General features: G+C 39.6%; 13 protein-coding genes and 1 CRISPR repeat array (1 of these 14 running past the window's edge). Of the genes, 11 read left to right on the top strand and 2 right to left on the bottom strand.

The window, feature by feature from the left end; genetic code table 11:
* Window positions 1-4,040: a CRISPR direct-repeat array (repeat unit 36 nt; unit sequence GTTTTAGAAGAGTGTCGAATCAATATAGTTAAGATC) (it extends 484 nt beyond the left edge of the window).
* A 75-nt stretch (window positions 4,041-4,115) separates the two neighbouring features.
* The 8 genes from PI20285_RS08655 (at window position 4,116) to PI20285_RS08620 (ending at window position 11,487) form a co-directional block, all read left to right on the top strand.
* A complete protein-coding gene (locus PI20285_RS08655) occupies window positions 4,116-4,562 on the top strand; it encodes a GNAT family N-acetyltransferase (RefSeq protein ID WP_057772622.1) in 447 nt (148 codons plus the stop codon).
* 416 nt (window positions 4,563-4,978) lie between these two features.
* Window positions 4,979-5,914 carry a phosphate/phosphite/phosphonate ABC transporter substrate-binding protein gene (locus tag PI20285_RS08650; protein WP_057772623.1) on the top strand — a complete coding sequence of 312 codons (936 nt, stop codon included), beginning with the start codon at window positions 4,979-4,981 and terminating at the stop codon, window positions 5,912-5,914.
* A 91-nt stretch (window positions 5,915-6,005) separates the two neighbouring features.
* Complete coding sequence (gene phnC / locus PI20285_RS08645) at window positions 6,006-6,812, top strand: phosphonate ABC transporter ATP-binding protein (RefSeq protein WP_057772739.1); 807 nt, start codon at window positions 6,006-6,008, stop codon at window positions 6,810-6,812.
* Complete coding sequence (phnE, locus tag PI20285_RS08640; RefSeq protein WP_057772625.1) at window positions 6,809-7,597, top strand: phosphonate ABC transporter, permease protein PhnE; 789 nt, start codon at window positions 6,809-6,811, stop codon at window positions 7,595-7,597. The genes phnC and phnE (PI20285_RS08640) overlap by 4 nt, the downstream gene beginning before the upstream one ends.
* Window positions 7,594-8,403, top strand: coding sequence for a phosphonate ABC transporter, permease protein PhnE (phnE, locus tag PI20285_RS08635; protein WP_057772627.1), 810 nt, complete (start codon window positions 7,594-7,596; stop codon window positions 8,401-8,403). Before phnE (PI20285_RS08640) ends, phnE (PI20285_RS08635) begins: the two co-directional genes overlap by 4 nt.
* 4 nt (window positions 8,404-8,407) lie before the next feature.
* Complete coding sequence (locus PI20285_RS08630) at window positions 8,408-9,952, top strand: bifunctional metallophosphatase/5'-nucleotidase (RefSeq protein ID WP_057772629.1); 1,545 nt, start codon at window positions 8,408-8,410, stop codon at window positions 9,950-9,952.
* A gap of 104 nt (window positions 9,953-10,056) precedes the next feature.
* Window positions 10,057-10,530, top strand: a complete 474-nt coding sequence (locus PI20285_RS08625) for a CinA family protein (RefSeq protein WP_057772631.1) — start codon at window positions 10,057-10,059, stop codon at window positions 10,528-10,530.
* A gap of 141 nt (window positions 10,531-10,671) precedes the next feature.
* Window positions 10,672-11,487 carry a YoaK family protein gene (locus tag PI20285_RS08620; protein WP_082623236.1) on the top strand — a complete coding sequence of 272 codons (816 nt, stop codon included), beginning with the start codon at window positions 10,672-10,674 and terminating at the stop codon, window positions 11,485-11,487.
* A gap of 58 nt (window positions 11,488-11,545) precedes the next feature.
* Here PI20285_RS08620 and add read toward each other — a convergent pair whose 3' ends face one another.
* Both add and PI20285_RS08610 read right to left on the bottom strand, forming a co-directional pair.
* Entirely contained in the window at window positions 11,546-12,565 is a 1,020-nt protein-coding gene (add, locus tag PI20285_RS08615) for an adenosine deaminase (RefSeq protein WP_057772634.1), read from the bottom strand.
* Between the two features lie 946 nt (window positions 12,566-13,511).
* Window positions 13,512-14,405 carry a LysR family transcriptional regulator gene (locus tag PI20285_RS08610; RefSeq protein WP_057772636.1) on the bottom strand — a complete coding sequence of 298 codons (894 nt, stop codon included), beginning with the start codon at window positions 14,403-14,405 and terminating at the stop codon, window positions 13,512-13,514.
* A 147-nt stretch (window positions 14,406-14,552) separates the two neighbouring features.
* Here PI20285_RS08610 and PI20285_RS08605 point away from each other — a divergent pair, with 147 nt between their 5' ends.
* The 3 genes from PI20285_RS08605 (at window position 14,553) to PI20285_RS08595 (ending at window position 18,487) form a co-directional block, all read left to right on the top strand.
* Window positions 14,553-16,028, top strand: a complete 1,476-nt coding sequence (locus tag PI20285_RS08605; RefSeq protein WP_057772638.1) for a UbiD family decarboxylase — start codon at window positions 14,553-14,555, stop codon at window positions 16,026-16,028.
* A gap of 21 nt (window positions 16,029-16,049) precedes the next feature.
* Complete coding sequence (locus PI20285_RS08600) at window positions 16,050-16,610, top strand: UbiX family flavin prenyltransferase (protein ID WP_057772639.1); 561 nt, start codon at window positions 16,050-16,052, stop codon at window positions 16,608-16,610.
* 536 nt (window positions 16,611-17,146) lie between these two features.
* Window positions 17,147-18,487, top strand: coding sequence for an MFS transporter (locus PI20285_RS08595; protein WP_323709144.1), 1,341 nt, complete (start codon window positions 17,147-17,149; stop codon window positions 18,485-18,487).
* The last annotated feature ends 70 nt before the right edge of the window (window positions 18,488-18,557 follow it).

Below are 18,557 nucleotides of genomic sequence, written 5' to 3'. Positions count from 1 at the left end.
ATATAGTTAAGATCTGATGCTGATTCCGTCAAGAACAGACACTAGTTTTAGAAGAGTGTCGAATCAATATAGTTAAGATCTGGTTACTCACGATAAAAACGGATTGGGAAGTTTTAGAAGAGTGTCGAATCAATATAGTTAAGATCCAATGATTGTGGCAAGCCATAAGCACCTGAGTTTTAGAAGAGTGTCGAATCAATATAGTTAAGATCAGTATTTTATAATTATATCTATATTTCACGGTTTTAGAAGAGTGTCGAATCAATATAGTTAAGATCCGTTCCATTAATTAGGTGCGCTCCAAAACTGTTTTAGAAGAGTGTCGAATCAATATAGTTAAGATCCAGACTGCTGACTTAATTGCTAGCAAAGTAGTTTTAGAAGAGTGTCGAATCAATATAGTTAAGATCCTTAATGCAATCGATGTAGAAAAGTTCCGGGTTTTAGAAGAGTGTCGAATCAATATAGTTAAGATCTGCCACATGTTAGTATTACTATCAAAAGGCGTTTTAGAAGAGTGTCGAATCAATATAGTTAAGATCGCAGACTCTTGGACTCTCACTCCAATCAGTGTTTTAGAAGAGTGTCGAATCAATATAGTTAAGATCGAGTTTACTTTAGTGAACGCAGAGCGAAGTGTTTTAGAAGAGTGTCGAATCAATATAGTTAAGATCATCATAACGATCTGGTAAGAACGCAATCACGTTTTAGAAGAGTGTCGAATCAATATAGTTAAGATCACATGTCGGATCGATGTCATCTTTCAGTAGGTTTTAGAAGAGTGTCGAATCAATATAGTTAAGATCAGTTAGTAATAACTTTTCATCTTCATTTTTGTTTTAGAAGAGTGTCGAATCAATATAGTTAAGATCCTTACGCAGGAGAATTGGCTAAAGGCAATGGTTTTAGAAGAGTGTCGAATCAATATAGTTAAGATCTGCGGGGTGAGCTAGACGATCCACGCGGATGTTTTAGAAGAGTGTCGAATCAATATAGTTAAGATCCAGAGAAAAGGTATATTGTACCTTTGCAAAGTTTTAGAAGAGTGTCGAATCAATATAGTTAAGATCGGTCTTTTTATATGGTCTAGTCTAAAGGGAGTTTTAGAAGAGTGTCGAATCAATATAGTTAAGATCCTCAGTAATAACTGGAATGGCTCGGTTAAGGTTTTAGAAGAGTGTCGAATCAATATAGTTAAGATCTCAGTACCAAAGTAAGGCTTATCTAAGTTCGTTTTAGAAGAGTGTCGAATCAATATAGTTAAGATCAAACGAATCGGAACACTGACGGTCGATGGGGTTTTAGAAGAGTGTCGAATCAATATAGTTAAGATCCCAACTATGGGTTTGACATGAACCGACAAAGTTTTAGAAGAGTGTCGAATCAATATAGTTAAGATCATACATATCTTCAATCTTTTCCAAGTCTGTGTTTTAGAAGAGTGTCGAATCAATATAGTTAAGATCACTTGTCTAACTTTGTCGCTATCCGTGTATGTTTTAGAAGAGTGTCGAATCAATATAGTTAAGATCAACAATGGATGACCAGTCACCAGTAAACTTGTTTTAGAAGAGTGTCGAATCAATATAGTTAAGATCATGTATGCGCGACCAGTGAAGCCAGTGAAAGTTTTAGAAGAGTGTCGAATCAATATAGTTAAGATCTTAACTGGGCTGTAGTAATACGTATTGAGCGTTTTAGAAGAGTGTCGAATCAATATAGTTAAGATCTGCACCAGCTATGGCTGAACAAGTGACTGAGTTTTAGAAGAGTGTCGAATCAATATAGTTAAGATCTTAGTTTCAACTTTATTATGCGTCCTTCCCGTTTTAGAAGAGTGTCGAATCAATATAGTTAAGATCTTCTTTTGTGAATTAGTTGACGCAGTATATGTTTTAGAAGAGTGTCGAATCAATATAGTTAAGATCAATAGCGATAACTCAACCACCAGAATTGAGGTTTTAGAAGAGTGTCGAATCAATATAGTTAAGATCACCGTCATTGTAGATGTAATTGATGATGTTGTTTTAGAAGAGTGTCGAATCAATATAGTTAAGATCCAATGATAGGAATGATTTACCTAGTGTTTTGTTTTAGAAGAGTGTCGAATCAATATAGTTAAGATCGCGTTGATTATTAACGATGATGAAATGACCGTTTTAGAAGAGTGTCGAATCAATATAGTTAAGATCAAAACATAACATTGTCAAAGCAACCTTTGCGTTTTAGAAGAGTGTCGAATCAATATAGTTAAGATCAGCTAGTTTGTACTTACTTGCCGAGGTTGAGTTTTAGAAGAGTGTCGAATCAATATAGTTAAGATCGCCAGAAGAAATTGATATTGATGATGACAGGTTTTAGAAGAGTGTCGAATCAATATAGTTAAGATCTTTTTAAACAATTTTTTGCGACAATCTGGCGTTTTAGAAGAGTGTCGAATCAATATAGTTAAGATCTTAATATATTCGTCAGCCTTATTCAAATCTGTTTTAGAAGAGTGTCGAATCAATATAGTTAAGATCCTCGTGGCTTTCTAGCTGGTCTAGGTCTACGTTTTAGAAGAGTGTCGAATCAATATAGTTAAGATCGTGATTCCAATCGCATTAGTGGTTGGATTAGTTTTAGAAGAGTGTCGAATCAATATAGTTAAGATCTGGCAATTACGTATGCCTATACTAAAGATAGTTTTAGAAGAGTGTCGAATCAATATAGTTAAGATCGCAACCTGGTGGCATGTGACTAAAGCAGATGTTTTAGAAGAGTGTCGAATCAATATAGTTAAGATCAACCAATGCATTCATAGCAGTTTGATTTTCGTTTTAGAAGAGTGTCGAATCAATATAGTTAAGATCCCATAACCCTAGCTTCAGATAGTAAAGCTTGTTTTAGAAGAGTGTCGAATCAATATAGTTAAGATCGTTTAATTGATTAGTTAAATCATTAACCTTGTTTTAGAAGAGTGTCGAATCAATATAGTTAAGATCGGCACTAAATAGCCCAATACTGTATAGACGGTTTTAGAAGAGTGTCGAATCAATATAGTTAAGATCGTAGCAGTGCTAAACCGCTTCTGTTCTGCCGTTTTAGAAGAGTGTCGAATCAATATAGTTAAGATCGCTACTTGGTGGCATGTGACTAAGTCAGATGTTTTAGAAGAGTGTCGAATCAATATAGTTAAGATCCTTGTCTTTTGTTTTTCTCTACACTCATATGTTTTAGAAGAGTGTCGAATCAATATAGTTAAGATCGACCCAACGACTGGTCAAGTTACCGTTGCCGTTTTAGAAGAGTGTCGAATCAATATAGTTAAGATCAGATTAAACTGATTGACAACGTCACCCTTTGTTTTAGAAGAGTGTCGAATCAATATAGTTAAGATCTAGTGTCTGCAATAACGTGCTAGCCTTAGTGTTTTAGAAGAGTGTCGAATCAATATAGTTAAGATCAGATTAAACTGATTGACAACGTCACCCTTTGTTTTAGAAGAGTGTCGAATCAATATAGTTAAGATCTGCCTTATCAATTTCATCAGTCTTAACACCGTTTTAGAAGAGTGTCGAATCAATATAGTTAAGATCCAGATACCGAACGCCAACATCCCAGGAACAGTTTTAGAAGAGTGTCGAATCAATATAGTTAAGATCTTCGTAGTAGACCCAAATGGTGCGATAACGGTTTTAGAAGAGTGTCGAATCAATATAGTTAAGATCAAATTGGAGTTGTGCTAAAACACTTAAACCGTTTTAGAAGAGTGTCGAATCAATATAGTTAAGATCTACTCCCTTTCCTTATCTATATATATAGTAGTTTTAGAAGAGTGTCGAATCAATATAGTTAAGATCGGTATCTGCCAATGATAGTCACATCAATAGGTTTTAGAAGAGTGTCGAATCAATATAGTTAAGATCATACTGGCAATGCAGAACGGTTTTTTGATAGTTTTAGAAGAGTGTCGAATCAATATAGTTAAGATCTAAGTTTATTCCTGATGGTGTCGTTGTCTAGTTTTAGAAGAGTGTCGAATCAATATAGTTAATGAGCGGACCACATGGGAAATGGATAGCATTTGAATTGAACTGCACTAAAGTATAAAAAATAATCAAGGAGCCTAAAACATGGAAGTCACAGTAAAAGAATTTTCCCAGCTATCCAACCTAGAATTGTTTCAAATCTACAAACTCCGTACCCAAGTTTTTGTAGTCGAACAATTATGTGCGTATCAAGAAGTTGACGACGCAGACTTGATTGCGCAACATTTACAAGTTTTAAATGAAGATCAGCAATTAGTGAGCTATTTACGAATAATTCCGGAAACGGACAAAACTATTGTTCATATTGGTCGTGTAGTTGTTGATCCGCGTTTCCGTAAACACGGATACGGTCGGCAATTAATTGTGAGTGGCCTACAAACTATTCAAAGAGATATGCCGCAGGTGACGACTGTGAAAATTCAGGCGCAGGCTTATCTGCAAACGTTCTATCAATCATTTGGTTTTAAGCCGGTGAGTGAGGTTTATCTAGACACGGGGATACCACATTTAGATATGGTTCTTGATTTGTAATTTAATAATATACAGTTATCACAAAGCATCTGAGCTCGAGCTGAGGTGCTTTTTTGCTGGGAAAATAGTAGAGGTTTACATTAAAATTGCCAATTTTGTCCGCAGCCACGCAGGCATAATTTGTAAAAATGTAGGGATCTCCAAAATGAAAGCAACGCCTGTAAGCGATTGATAAACAAATAGGATTAAAGTGTATGACTTTATTAAACGGTTTCTCGAGTAAAATAAGTGCATTTCTATGTAGAAACGTGATACTTACAAGCTTTGTTCTTTATTTGCCAAAATAAATGGTATTTTGTCTTTTATCATTCAATCATTTCAGTAGAATCTTAACAATAGAATAAATAGTCATTGTAATAGTTCGGATTATGAGGTACACTATGTTTGTCAAATACAAACAAAGGGGAGACAGGTTAATGCGAGTTTTTAAGCGGTTGGGTACGATTGTAGGGACGTTATCATTGATTTTTTTATTAGGAGCATGTGGGAATAGTTCAAAGAATGCAGCAAGCAAATCCTATACGCCTAAAAAGTTGACGGTTCAGTTTGTACCGTCATCTAATGCAAGCACAATGGAAGCTAAAGCTAAACCATTGGAGAAATTGTTAAAGAAACAACTTGGTATTCCGGTTAAAGTTTCAGTTTCAACTGATTACAATACAATTGTCGAAGCGATGGGATCCAAGAAAGTTGATGTGGGTTTCTTACCACCCGATGCTTACGTATTGGCACACAAAGAATATAACGCAAAGGTTTTACTCCAAGCCGAACGTTACAGCTACACAGAACCGGACGACAAAGTCACCAATAAACTCGTGAAATACTACAAAGCACAAATTCTTGTTAAAAAAGGCAGTGGCATCAAATCAATTAAAGATTTGAAAGGTAAGAAGATTGCTGTTCAAGATACAACTTCTTCGGCCGGCTGGATTTATCCTGCTGTTGAACTCTATAAACATGGGATTAATGTAGAAAAAGATGGGATTAAAACTGTTGTGGTCAAAGGCCATGATCAAGGTGTTATGGCCGTTTACAATGGTACCGCAGATGCAGCCTTTGTCTTCCAAGGTGCACGAACATTAGTCCAAAATGATGCAAAAGATGTCATGAGCAAAGTTGTGCCAATTTACACAACTAAGGGAATTCCAAACGATACAATTACCACCCGTGGTGATATGAGCAAAAAATGGCAAAAGAAGATTTCAAAAGCCTTCAAGACCATTGCCAAGACCAAAAAAGGTCACGAAATTATTTCGTCCGTATATTCTCATGAAGGTTATGTAACAGCTAAAGATAGCGATTATAATGCGATCCGTACTTATGACAAAACGGCTAAAAAGTTAGATAAATAGTACGTTTAATCATGAATAAATGTTTAGGAAGAGGGGGACGCTGAGGGCGTACTCCCTTTTCTTGCAATCGGTTATGAAAGGAATCAGTGCTATGACAGAAAAACCAGTGATTGAATTTAAACAGGTTTCTAAAAAGTATCCAAACGGGACCGTTGGATTGAAGAATATTAATTTGAAGATACCCCAAGGCGAATTCCTAGTGATTGTGGGTCTTTCCGGTGCTGGAAAGAGTACTCTGATGCGAACAATTAATCGAATGCATGATATTTCCTCCGGTGACATCTTAATTGATGGAGAATCAATTGTGAATCTCAAAGGCAAAGGATTACGTCAATTACGGAGAAAAATTGGCATGATTTTTCAAAATTTTAACCTAGTGAATCGTTCAAGCGTGCAGCGCAACGTGCTTTCTGGGCGTGTAGGCTACTATTCTACCTGGAGAAGTATGCTGGGTCTGTTTTCAAAAGCTGACAAACAAAAAGCGGTGGAAGCCTTGCAGCGGGTCGGTTTAGGTGAAAAGCTTTATACAAGAGCAGATCAGCTTTCTGGTGGGCAACAACAACGAGTAGCAATCGCACGGGCCTTCATGCAGGATCCTAAAATTGTGTTGGCCGATGAGCCAATTGCATCGCTAGACCCTTTAACGACCGATTCTGTAATGAATGATTTGAAGCGGCTCAACGAAGAATTTCACATTACCGTGATTGTGAACCTGCATTCTGTTCCCCTTGCGCGAAAGTATGCGGATCGAATTATTGGTTTACGAGGCGGTGAGCTTATATACGATGAACCAATTGAAAAAGTTACTGAGGCTGATCTGGATGCAATTTATGAGCCAGCAGTAGAAACAAAAACGGTAAAATCGGCTGAAGGAACTCCTTCAGAGGTGATTTCATGAATGTTGTCCCAACGCGAACTTTCGCCCAGAAACATCATTTAAAAACGGTTGCCTGGCTCACGTTGTTTGTGCTGTTAATTATTTGGACCGCCCAAGAAACAGGCGTTGATTTTGTGATGTTTTTCGCTAATTTTGGCCAGTTTATGGTAATCCTGGAAAAGATGGCGGCACCCGCTTGGTCATACACAAACATTGTGATTCAACCAATTTTGGAAACTATTCAAATGGCCTTAATTGGGACAACGATTGGAACACTGATCGCTATTCCGTTTTCCGTTTTAGCAGCCCGAAATATCGTTAAAAATAAGTTTCTTCGGGGAATTATCAGATTTATTCTAAATCTTGTGCGGACATTACCGGACTTAATGTTAGCGGCCTTGTTTGTGGCAATTGTTGGGATTGGCCCGGTTGCTGGTATTTTTACATTATCGGTATTTTCATTTGGAATGATTTCCAAACTTTTTTATGAAGCTATTGAAACGATTGACGATGGCCCGTTGGAAGCATTACAAGCCGCCGGAGCTAACAAAACTCAGATGGTTATCTTCGCGGTTATCCCTCAAGTTTTTAACTATTTCGTGAGTTACTTTCTTTACACGTTTGAAATTAATGTGCGGGCTTCTACAGTGCTAGGGTATCTTGGTGCCGGCGGGATTGGTGAATTCTTGCAGCGCTCATTAAATCAGTTCGCGTATGATGAAACGGCCGTAATCATTTTAGCAATTTTGGTTGTGGTCCTCATTATTGATGGCATCAGTAATACATTGAGGGAGCGATTACTATGAAGAATTTGACGGCGATAAATAAGGCAACAGTTCATCGGAATCGCTATAAACTTATTTTTGTCCTAATTTTGGTGGCCATCCTTTATATTTGGAGTTTTGCTGGTATTTCGTTTAGTGGTATTCAAGATTCTGCTGGCGAAGTTACGAAATCGATTATTGGAGGCATTTTTCACCCGGACTGGGCATATACGTATGATGGTAGTGGTGAAGATTTAGTTAGTTTAATGCTCCAGACAATCGCGATGGCTTTTTTAGGAACTTTTATCTCTGCCATCTTAAGTGTGCCATTTGCTTTTTGGGCTGCTCGGACAGGTAGTTCTAAATTTCATGTGCGTTCAACGACTGGAAAATTAGTTTTGACTTTGATTCGGACATTTCCCGAAATTGTGCTCGCAATTATGTTCATAAAAGCTGTTGGGCCGGGTTCTTTTGCAGGAGTTTTGGCGGTAAGCATTCACTCGATTGGGATGTTAGGCAAGCTGTTTAGTGAATCTATTGAGAACATGGATTTTGGGCCAAGTGAAGCGTTAATGAGTAGTGGCGGAAATCGGCTTCAAACGTTGACATTTGCGACGCTGCCAACGGTGTTACCAGAATTTTTGTCATATACATTATATCGGTTTGAAATTGCTGTCCGTTCCGCTTCCATTTTAGGAATGGTCGGTGCTGGCGGAATTGGGACGCCGTTGTTATTTGCCATCCAAACTAGACATTGGTCGCGGGTTGGCATTATCCTTGTCGGGATCATTGTCACAGTTACCCTTATTGATTATATTTCAGGTTCTATTCGGAAACGGTTGGTGTAAGGCAATGAAAATAAAAATTCTGTCAACTAGTGATGTTCACGGTTATCTTTACCCGACTAATTACAGTGATCGCAAGGATCACCAAGATTATGGTTTGTTAAAGTGTGCAACCAAAATCAAACAAATTAAAGCGCAGGCCGACCCTGATGAGTGGGTTATTACGATTGAAAATGGTGATTTTATTCAGGGATCACCGTTAACTTACTATACGGCGAAGAAAAATGAAAAATGGCGGTCGATTTATATGCAGATGACCAACGCGATTGGTTATGATGCGGGAGTTTTAGGAAATCATGAGTTCAATTATGGGATGGCTTATTTAAAGCAATGCGAGGCCAAACGTTCATATCCCATTTTGGGCGCCAATTTGCATGAACAAGATGGAATCGTTGATGCACCTTACAAAATTATAGAACGCAACGGCCTTAAAGTTGGTATCATCGGGTTAACGACCCAATTCATTCCGCATTGGGAATTAGCTGAGCATATTAAAAACTGGCAATTTGAATCAGCAGTCAAGGCTGCAAAAAAATGGATTCCAATCATGCGTAAACAGGCGGATGTTGTAATTGCGGCCTATCACGGCGGCTTTGAGTGTGACTTAGCAACAGGTGAGCCAAATGAACAACTTACTGGTGAAAATGAAGGCTACCAACTATTAAAGGAGGTTTCCGGAATTGATGCTTTAGTAACAGGCCATCAGCACCGAGAAATTGCGACCATCTGTCAGGGTGTCCCAACGACCCAACCTGGAGAAAAAGGAAAATTTGTGGGTGAGATTGAGTTACAGTTGGATGCGCATCATAAAATTCAGAAGCGGCAGACCGAGTTACTTTCTGTGGCAGATGTAAAGCCAGATTCAGAACTTGTTGAGTTAACGACTAAGCTGCAAAACGAGGTTGAGGATTGGTTAGATCAACCAATGGGCCAAGTTGAAGGCAAAATGCGAGTTACAGATCCGATGGCGGCTCGCTTAAATGGCCATCCTTATCTTAGCTTTATAAACCAAGTTCAGATGGCGGCTACTGGGGCGGACCTTTCTGCGACAGCGCTGTTTAATAATGATGTTGGTGGTTATAATCCAACGGTAACGATGCGTAATATTGTGAACAGTTATGTTTATCCAAATACACTGGCGGTTTTAAAAATTACGGGTGCAGATCTCAAAGCAGCTTTAGAACGGTGCGGGAGCTTTTTTACTCGTGATGAAAAAGGCAATGTATCAGTGTCGGCCATTTTTCGCGAGCCAAAAATTCAGTACTACAATTATGATGTGTACAGTGGAATTAATTATGCGTTTGATTTAGATAAACTAGTGGGAGAACGCTTAATTGCGCTAAGTTATCATGGAAAATTAGTTGCGGACGATCAAAATTTAGAAATTGTCTTGAATCAGTATCGCGCTATCGGTGGTGGTAGTTATCCAATGTTTGGTGCCGGAAAAATCGTGCGAGAAGTTCAGATCGATATGACGGAGCTGATTAGTGACTATTTTGTCAAACATCCTGTGGTAACGGCAATTAAAGAAGAAAATATCCGGATTAAATAAAGTTGGAATGAAAACGATGGTGATCCATCGCTGATTCCAGCTTTTTTTTGTGTGCTTTTTTATCGCACAAGTGTAAAATTATTTAGTAAACGGGGGACTTAATTATGAATGGAAAATTAGTCAATTATGTCATCAATACGTTAATTGAAGAGAATTTATCAATTACGGCCGCAGAAAGCCTAACTGGAGGATTATTTCAATCAGAAATCACCACCGTTCCCGGAAGTTCAGCAGTTTTTGAAGGTGGATTTGTAACCTATTCTGATGAAGTTAAAACGCAGTTACTAAACGTGCCTCAGGAGCTGATTCAGCGTTATGGCGTGGTTAGCTATGAAGTTGCGGTGGCCATGGCCCAAGGAGCGCAAAAAAATATGCAAACAGATTTCGCAATTTCATTTACCGGAGCAGCGGGCCCTACTGGTTTGGAAGGCGAAGATGCTGGAACAGCATGGATTGGCGTAACTTATCACGGCCAAACTGAAGCGTACAAGCTGCGAAAACCAGAGCTAGAACGCAATGCATTTCGCGAGGCATGCTGCCAATTCGCCTTTCAACAGATTAGTGATCTACTGGATTAGAATGGGATCATTTTTTAAGTTTAATTAACGTCTCAAAGAATAGTTTTTGTCTGAATGCGGTTCATGATAACCTAAACAGGTTGATTAAATGGACGAGTTTAAAAAAAGATTCAAGCATGAGATGAGAAGGGAGCCATTTTTTTGAGAAGACATGTTTATCCTGCCTATCAGCAATTATATTTTGGCGCTTTTTTGGCGGCTATTGCGGGCGGTTTGGATGCTTACACATATTTGGAACATGGTGGAGTTTTTGCGGGGTTGCAAACCGGAAACTTGATCTTGCTTGGTGTTAGTCTGAGCAAAGGCCAATTTGCGAAGGTTGGTTACTATCTGATTGCGATTATTGCGTTTGGACTAGGAACTATTTTTATTCGCCACATGCAGCACTTCTTTAAACAAAACTATTTAAAACGGGCGTATTTTGTATTGATTTATGAATTCGTTTTGATGGTATTGGTAGCAATGATTAGCCAAAACGCGCCTGATGTGATTACCGTGATGTTGTTGGCAATCACTGCTGCAGCGCAATTGCAGGAGTTTCGAAAGTTACAGGATGGTCCATTTACTTCTTTGATGATGACTGGCAACATTCGGACCGCTTCTGAAAATTTATATACCGGTTTTGTGCATCATGATGTCACAGCTCAGCAAAAAGCTGCGGACACGGGTATTGTGATTGGCAGCTTTGCGGCTGGCGCTTTCCTGTCAGGAATCTTTGTTCCTTGGTTAGGAGATGCGGCAATTTTGGTTCCCGCCGTTTTAGTTTTAGGAGCGGTGTTCTATTTGGCACAACATTCTAAATCTGCACCAAAACGAACGGATGAAGCAGACGAGTTTAAAGAAACCGAACAACCAGCGCCAACTCGGACTAGTATGCACCCTCAAACGCCTGAGGATGATCCGGAGAAAAATTCTGAACCGGAGACACGCAGTCGGCGCCGTCGATATAAATCTTAATTAGTAAAAAGCCAAGCAAGCTAGAAATTTTCCAGCAGCTTGGCTTTTTTAGTTTGTTTTAATTAGTGCTAGCCACGTAGGAATCAATTTCGTTTTGGTAACTAGCTTTTTGTTTTTCACTAATCCAAGCTGTGTCAAATGAGTTTTTTGCTAGTTTGACAACTTGGGCTTGCGTTAGATTTGCGGTCTGGGCGATGGCCCAATAATTATCATTGATAAAGCCGCCAAAATAAGCGGGGTCGTCTGAATTAATGCTAATTTTTACGTTGTAATCAAGTAAAGTTTTAACCTCATGATTTTTCATATCTTGGCTTAAAAATTTATTTGAGTTTGGACAAGAGGTTAACCCAATCTTATGTGCACAAGCAAACTTGATTAAATCTGGATTTTCAACGATGTTGGTACCATGATCTAAACGCTCAACACCAATGACTTCTAAAGCTTGTTTGATATGGTCAATGGAATCGATTTGATCCACATCAGCGTGCATTGTAATGTGATAACCTGAGGAAACGGCCTTTTCGAATGGCGTTGAAAATTTTAGAGGCGGATTGTTGTGCTCATCCGAATCGAGCCCAATCCCTAATATTTTTTCATGATACGGTTCAGCAGCTAGCAATGTTTTCCGCGCAGATTCTTTGGAAAAATCACGCAGAAAACACATGACCAGTTGCGCGTCCACGCCAATTTCTTTAGCATCTTTGGTGGCCTTCGATAACCCATTGATGACTGTTTCAAAACTGATGCCACGGCTTGTATGGGCCTGGGGATCAAAAAACATTTCGACGTGGCGAACGTTGTTTTGGCGGGCCTTTTTTAGATAGGTAAATGCCAAATCATAAAAGTCGTCTTCCGTTTGAAGCACGGCCATTGCCGAATAGTAAACTGCGAGAAATGAGGCCAATGTGTCGTATTGATACGTTGCTTTCAAGTTCTCAAGGGAAGTTGTTCCAATGTCAATGTGGTTCTTTTGAGCTAATTTGAGTCTTAGCTCAGGTTCCAGCGTTCCTTCCAAGTGAACATGCAATTCTGCTTTTGGTAAATTATCAATGAACTCCCGTGAAACTGTGGTTGCCATTTTTAAATCCTCCTAAAATTTGAACGCTGCTAAGTGACATTGAATTGTTAAGAGCATACCACAAGTTTTAGGGAATGTTGCGGATAAAATTGTTAAGATTTTTCGCTTGGTAATTTTAGGTTCTGTTATTTTGGTGGGCTTAGTGGTGGTTCTGCTTGCTTTTAGGACAGTTCCTCAACACAAGCCTGAATAAATAGGAATGCCTACAGGAGGAATCCTCCTGTTTACAGCACTCCTATTTATTCAGGCTTTAACGTTTTGACCCACTCACTATTTTAGGACAGCTCCTCAAAGCAAACCTTAAAATCTAAGTGCGCCTCTGGCAGGATTGCGATCCTACCGCCGTCACCCTTAGATTTTAAGGTTTAATCGCTTTGATCCGCTCACTGCTTTAGGACAGCTCCTCAAAACAAGCCCACCAAAATAAGTGAACCTCCCAGCGGGATGCGATCCCGCCTCCGGTCCTCTTATTTTAGTGGGCTTTAACGTTTTGATCCACTCACTTTTTTAGGACAGCTTCACAAAGCAAACCTTAAAATCTAAGTGCGCCTCTGGCAGGATTGCGATCCTACCGCCGTCACCCTTAGATTTTAAGGTTTAATCGCTTTGTTCCGCTCACTGCTTTAGGACAGCTACACAAAACAAGCCCCCAAAATAAGTGAACCTCCCAGCGGGATGCGATCCCGCCTCCGGTCCTCTTATTTTAGTGGGCTTTAACGTTTTGATCCACTCACTCTTTTTAGGACAGCTCCTCAAAACAAGCCCCCAAAAATAAGTGAACCTCCCAACGGGATGCGATCCCGCCTCCGGTCCTCTTATTTTAGTGGGCTTTAACGTTTTGATCCGCTCACTGCTTTAGGACAGCTCCTCAAAACAAGCCCCCAAAAATAAGTGAACCTCCCAGCGGGATGCGATCCCGCTTCCGATTCCCTTATTTTAGTGGGCCTTAACGTTTTGTTCCGCTCACTATATACTTCACAAATCTTCTTCCCGCCTGGGTCAATTCTCCCTGCGGATACACCAACTGCAATTTATTATAAATTGGCGTTTCGAACGAACGACTCACAAATTGCGCCGTCATAAACGGTTCCGCCGATTTTTCAAACAAGAATGTTACTCGTTCCGACTTTTCAATAATTCCCAATAGGGTTTCAATATGAGTCGTCGTGAACCGAATGTTAGGTGTAAAACCCGCCTGCTGATAGAGTTTACCAACCTGTTCATAAATGCCAGAGCCCGGATTCAGCGACACCACATCAACATCGTGCAAGTCACTCATCGAAATCCTTTTTTGTTTGGCCAGGGGATGCGTAACTGGGAGAATCACTTTGAGTTCATCCTTGTCGATATCGATAAATTGAAATTGCGATTTATTCAATAATTGGGACTGCATATTCCGGAGAACTCCAAGGTCTAACTGTTTTGTTTGCAGCATATCCAAAAGTTCATCGCCTTCAAGTTCTTCGAGGCGAATGTTAATTTGTGGATAATCAGCCATAAACCGACTTGTTTTTTCCATTAGCCCATATTGTGACATCACGGGAACACTGCCAATGTGCAGCGTTCCTTTTTTTAGTTCGCGATATTCCGCCAGTTCATTAGTGAGCAATTGATATTGTGTCAAAATGGTTTCCGCATATCGAAAAAAGGTTTCGCCACTTTCAGTAATGACCAGGTGGCGTTTATTTTTGGTTGAAATTAGTTTGGCAGACAGTCCATTTTCCATGGCCTGAATGCGTTTAGATAGCGCAGATTGGGTCATCATGAGTTCTACCGCCGCATCTGATACATTCCGGGTTTGATATAAAACGACAAAGTCTTGCAAATCATCAATGGTCATAACAAAGCCTCATTTCTAATATTCCTGTTGGGAATAATGCTAGTCGAAACGCGATTTGTTCGCAAGGATTTGCACTCATATAATGAAATTACGGTGCGTGATCGGAAGATTTATGCATAATTATTTGAAAATTAGGAGGTCATTAATATGGCAAAAAAAGATGTTTATGATTTGCGTAAAGTTCTTGATGAGTTAAAAAAAGAACCTGGCCAATATCATGAAACGGATGTTGAAGTTGATCCCGATGCTGAATTATCAGGTGTTTATCGTTACATTGGTGCAGGTGGGACTGTACAACGTCCAACCCAAGAAGGTCCAGCGATGATGTTTAACAACGTCAAGGGTTTTCCGGATACACGGGTGTTAATGGGCTTAATGGCAAGTCGCAAACGGGTTGGAAAAATGTTTCATCATGACTATCATACTTTAGGTCAATTTTTGAACGACGCGGTTGAAAAACCGGTTGATCCAGTGATGGTTAAAGAAGAAGATGCGCCAGCTCATGACGTTGTGTATAAAGCAACCGATCCAGATTTTGATATTCGTAAATTAGTGGCTGCCCCAACAAACACACCTAAAGATGCTGGTCCATACATCACAGTTGGTGTTGTTTATGGTTCCAATCCTGACAAGACAATGAGCGACGTAACTATTCACCGAATGGTTTTAGAAGATAAGGATAAATTAGGAATTTACATCATGCCTGGTGGACGTCATATCGGCGCATTCGCTAAAGAATATGAAGAAATGAACAAACCAATGCCAATCACCATTAATATTGGTTTGGATCCTGCCATAACCATTGGGGCTACTTTTGAGCCACCGACAACGCCATTAGGCTACAACGAATTAGGTGTTGCAGGTGCCATTCGTCAAGAAGCTGTCCAATTAGTTGATGGATTGACGGTTGATGAAAAAGCTATTGCTCGTTCTGAATACACTTTGGAAGGCTACATTATGCCTAACGAACGGATTCAAGAAGATATCAATACACATACTGGCAAAGCAATGCCTGAATTTCCTGGATACGATGGTGATGCAAATCCTGCATTACAAGTTATCAAAGTTACTGCGGTAACGCATCGAAATGATCCTATTATGCAAAGTGTAATCGGACCTTCTGAGGAACATGTCAGCATGGCCGGAATCCCAACGGAAGCAAGTATCTTATCCTTAACGAACCGGGCAATCCCTGGCAAAGTTTTGAATGTGTACAATCCTCCCGCAGGTGGTGGTAAATTAATGACCATCATGCAAATTCGGAAGGAAAATGAGGCTGATGAGGGTATTCAACGTCAGGCTGCCTTACTCGCATTCTCATCATTTAAAGAATTAAAAACTGTTTTCTTAGTTGATGAAGATGTGGACATTTTTGATATGAATGATGTGGTTTGGACCATTAATACACGTTTCCAAGCTGATCAAGATATTGTGGTCTTGCCAGGAATGCGGAACCATCCATTGGATCCATCAGAACGTCCTGAATATGATCCAAAATCCATTCGGACACGAGGAATGTCATCGAAATTAATCATTGATGGCACGGTACCGTTTGATATGAAGGATCAATTTGAAAGAGCCCAATTTAAAGAAGTTAAAGATTGGAAGAAATATCTAGAATAATTGAATAGGAAAGGCGTGGACATGAAAAAAATTATCGTCGGAATCACTGGTGCGTCGGGCACTGTTTATGCGATTGATTTGTTGGAGAAGTTGCATCAAATGGATGATGTAGAAGTTCATTTGGTAATGAGTCAGTGGGCTAAAAAGAATCTGGAGTTAGAAACGGACTATTCTTTGAAGCAAATTAACGCATTAGCTGATGAGACCTATAACATTAATGATCAAGGGGCAACAATTTCAAGTGGCTCATTTTTAAATGATGGCATGGTGATTGTGCCGGCTAGTATGAAAACGGTGGCGACGATTGCGTATGGAATCGGCGATAATTTGATTACGCGCGCGGCGGATGTCACGATTAAGGAGCAACGAAAGCTAGTTATTGTGCCAAGAGAAACGCCATTGAGTGTGATTCATTTGGAAAATTTGACGAAGCTAGCAAAAATTGGGGCGCAAATTATCCCCCCGATGCCAGAGTTTTATAATCATCCCAAGACAATTGAAGATATCGTGAAGCATCAGACGATGAAGGTGTTGGATGCGTTTGGGATTCCGAATGATGTGGATGAAAGATGGAAGGAATAGTGCGCGAGTGGAGGCGTTAAGCTAGTTAAATATAACCGTGCTGGATGCGGGATCGCAATCCCGCGGGAAGCGTGGTTATATTTAACTAGCTGCCTCCACGAGCGTTCCTAAAGCTCAGCGGAAAATAACAGGCGAAGGCGTTCTGGATGCGAGTTCTTGCGGCTGAATTGTGCCACAAGAATCGACAACGTACGGAATATAAAAGATTTTCGAACCGAAAATCATTCCAATTAGTGACGTAGTGTGGGATCGCAATCCCGCGGGAGTCATAGTTATATTTGACTCACTGCCTCCACGAGCGGTCCTAAAGCTCAGCGGAAAAAAGTATTTTAAAAAAATTTACAAATTAAATTAACCTATTCAAGGACACGCAGTCAGCTGAAAAGTTCCTGACTGTAAGTGTCCTTGTGTTTTGAAATTATTTATAAATGAATAAAAATGAGTCAAGGAGATGAGTTACAAGCATGGATGAAGAAAAGATTTCACTTAAAACAAAACTAGCGATCGTATCGGCCGGGATGATTTCCTTTATGTGAATTTTAGTTGAAGCTTCGCTTAACGTGACCATGAATACTTTAAGTAACCAATTTAGCGTGAGTGTGGGGACGGTCCAATGGATTACAACTGCCTATCTGCTGTTAGTTACCATTATGATGGCAGCAATGGCGTTTATTATGCGTCGTTTCAAGTTTCGATCGATTTTTATTTTCTCAGCCGCAGCCTTTATTGTGGGATCAATCGTGTGTGCGATTGCAGATACTTTTTGGATTTTACTAATTGGTCGGATGATTCAAGCGATTGCGACAGGATTAGCCACACCATTAATGTTTCAAATTATTAACGTTAAGATTCCTAGTCAGCACGTCGGCACCTATAATGGCGTTGCAAGTATGTTAACTTCTTTATCACCAGCTTTAGGACCGACGTATGGTGGGATCTTGAACACACTGATGAATTGGCGTTGGATTTTCTGGGTGGTTTTACCTCTAAGTGTGATTGTGCTGGTTATGGGAATGATAAATATCGACATTCCGGTCCAACATAAACCAGGTGAAAAATTGTCCTTTGATAGCATTGGCATGGTTTGGCTAAGTTTGGTGCTAATCGGGTTTGTCTGGACCTTTAATGAAGCCGGATTAGCCGGTTGGACATCTGCAGCCTTCTGGATTTCATTAGTGGTTTCAGTTCTACTTTTGGCAAGTTACGCATGGTATAACTCCAAGAGTGCAAAAGAAGTTATTGATTTTAGTTTACTTAAAAAGAAATCAGTTTTTCTCCATTTAATAAATTACTTTGTGTTAGCCTTTGTTAATATTGGTATTTCATGGTTATTGCCGATGGTTGCAGAAGTTAACTTGCATCAAACGTCCATGGTAGCTGGATTATTAGTGCTACCAGGAGCATTGATTGGGGCAATTATTTCACCAAGTACCGGGGCGATTATGGATAAAAAGGGTGCTTTTCTACCATTAATGATTGGTAACATCTGTCTCTTAGCATCCGCTGTCTTGTTCTTCTTCTTGAATAATGTCATGACTTCCATGATCTTATTAGCGTTGTTTGTCGTCCTTAGAATTGGGGTTGCCTTCAGTTTTGGAAACGTAATGGGAGCTGCTAGTCAGCAAGTTATTCCGGAAAAACGGGGCGATATTAACTCATTGTTTAATATGATGCAGCAATATGCTGGTGCGATGGGAACTGTGATTTTGGCTTCCGTCATTAGTGCATTAGAGCTACATGGTGGCTCCACTTTTTCACAAGTTCGGCAAGGTTCAAAGATTGATTACATTATTTTGAGTGTTTTAGCAATCGTGGCTTTAATTACCGTGATTATTAACAAAAGTACTCGGCGTCATGCAACACAAACTAAAGAATAATATCCATAAAGCACACGATCTTTTTAGATCGTGTGCTTTTTATTAGATATGATATTGGAATAAGCCTATA

It is taken from the genome of Pediococcus inopinatus (assembly GCF_002982135.1).
Taxonomy (GTDB): domain Bacteria; phylum Bacillota; class Bacilli; order Lactobacillales; family Lactobacillaceae; genus Pediococcus; species Pediococcus inopinatus.
Note: the sequence above shows the minus strand (reverse complement) of the source record. Positions and strands in the feature narration are given on the sequence as shown.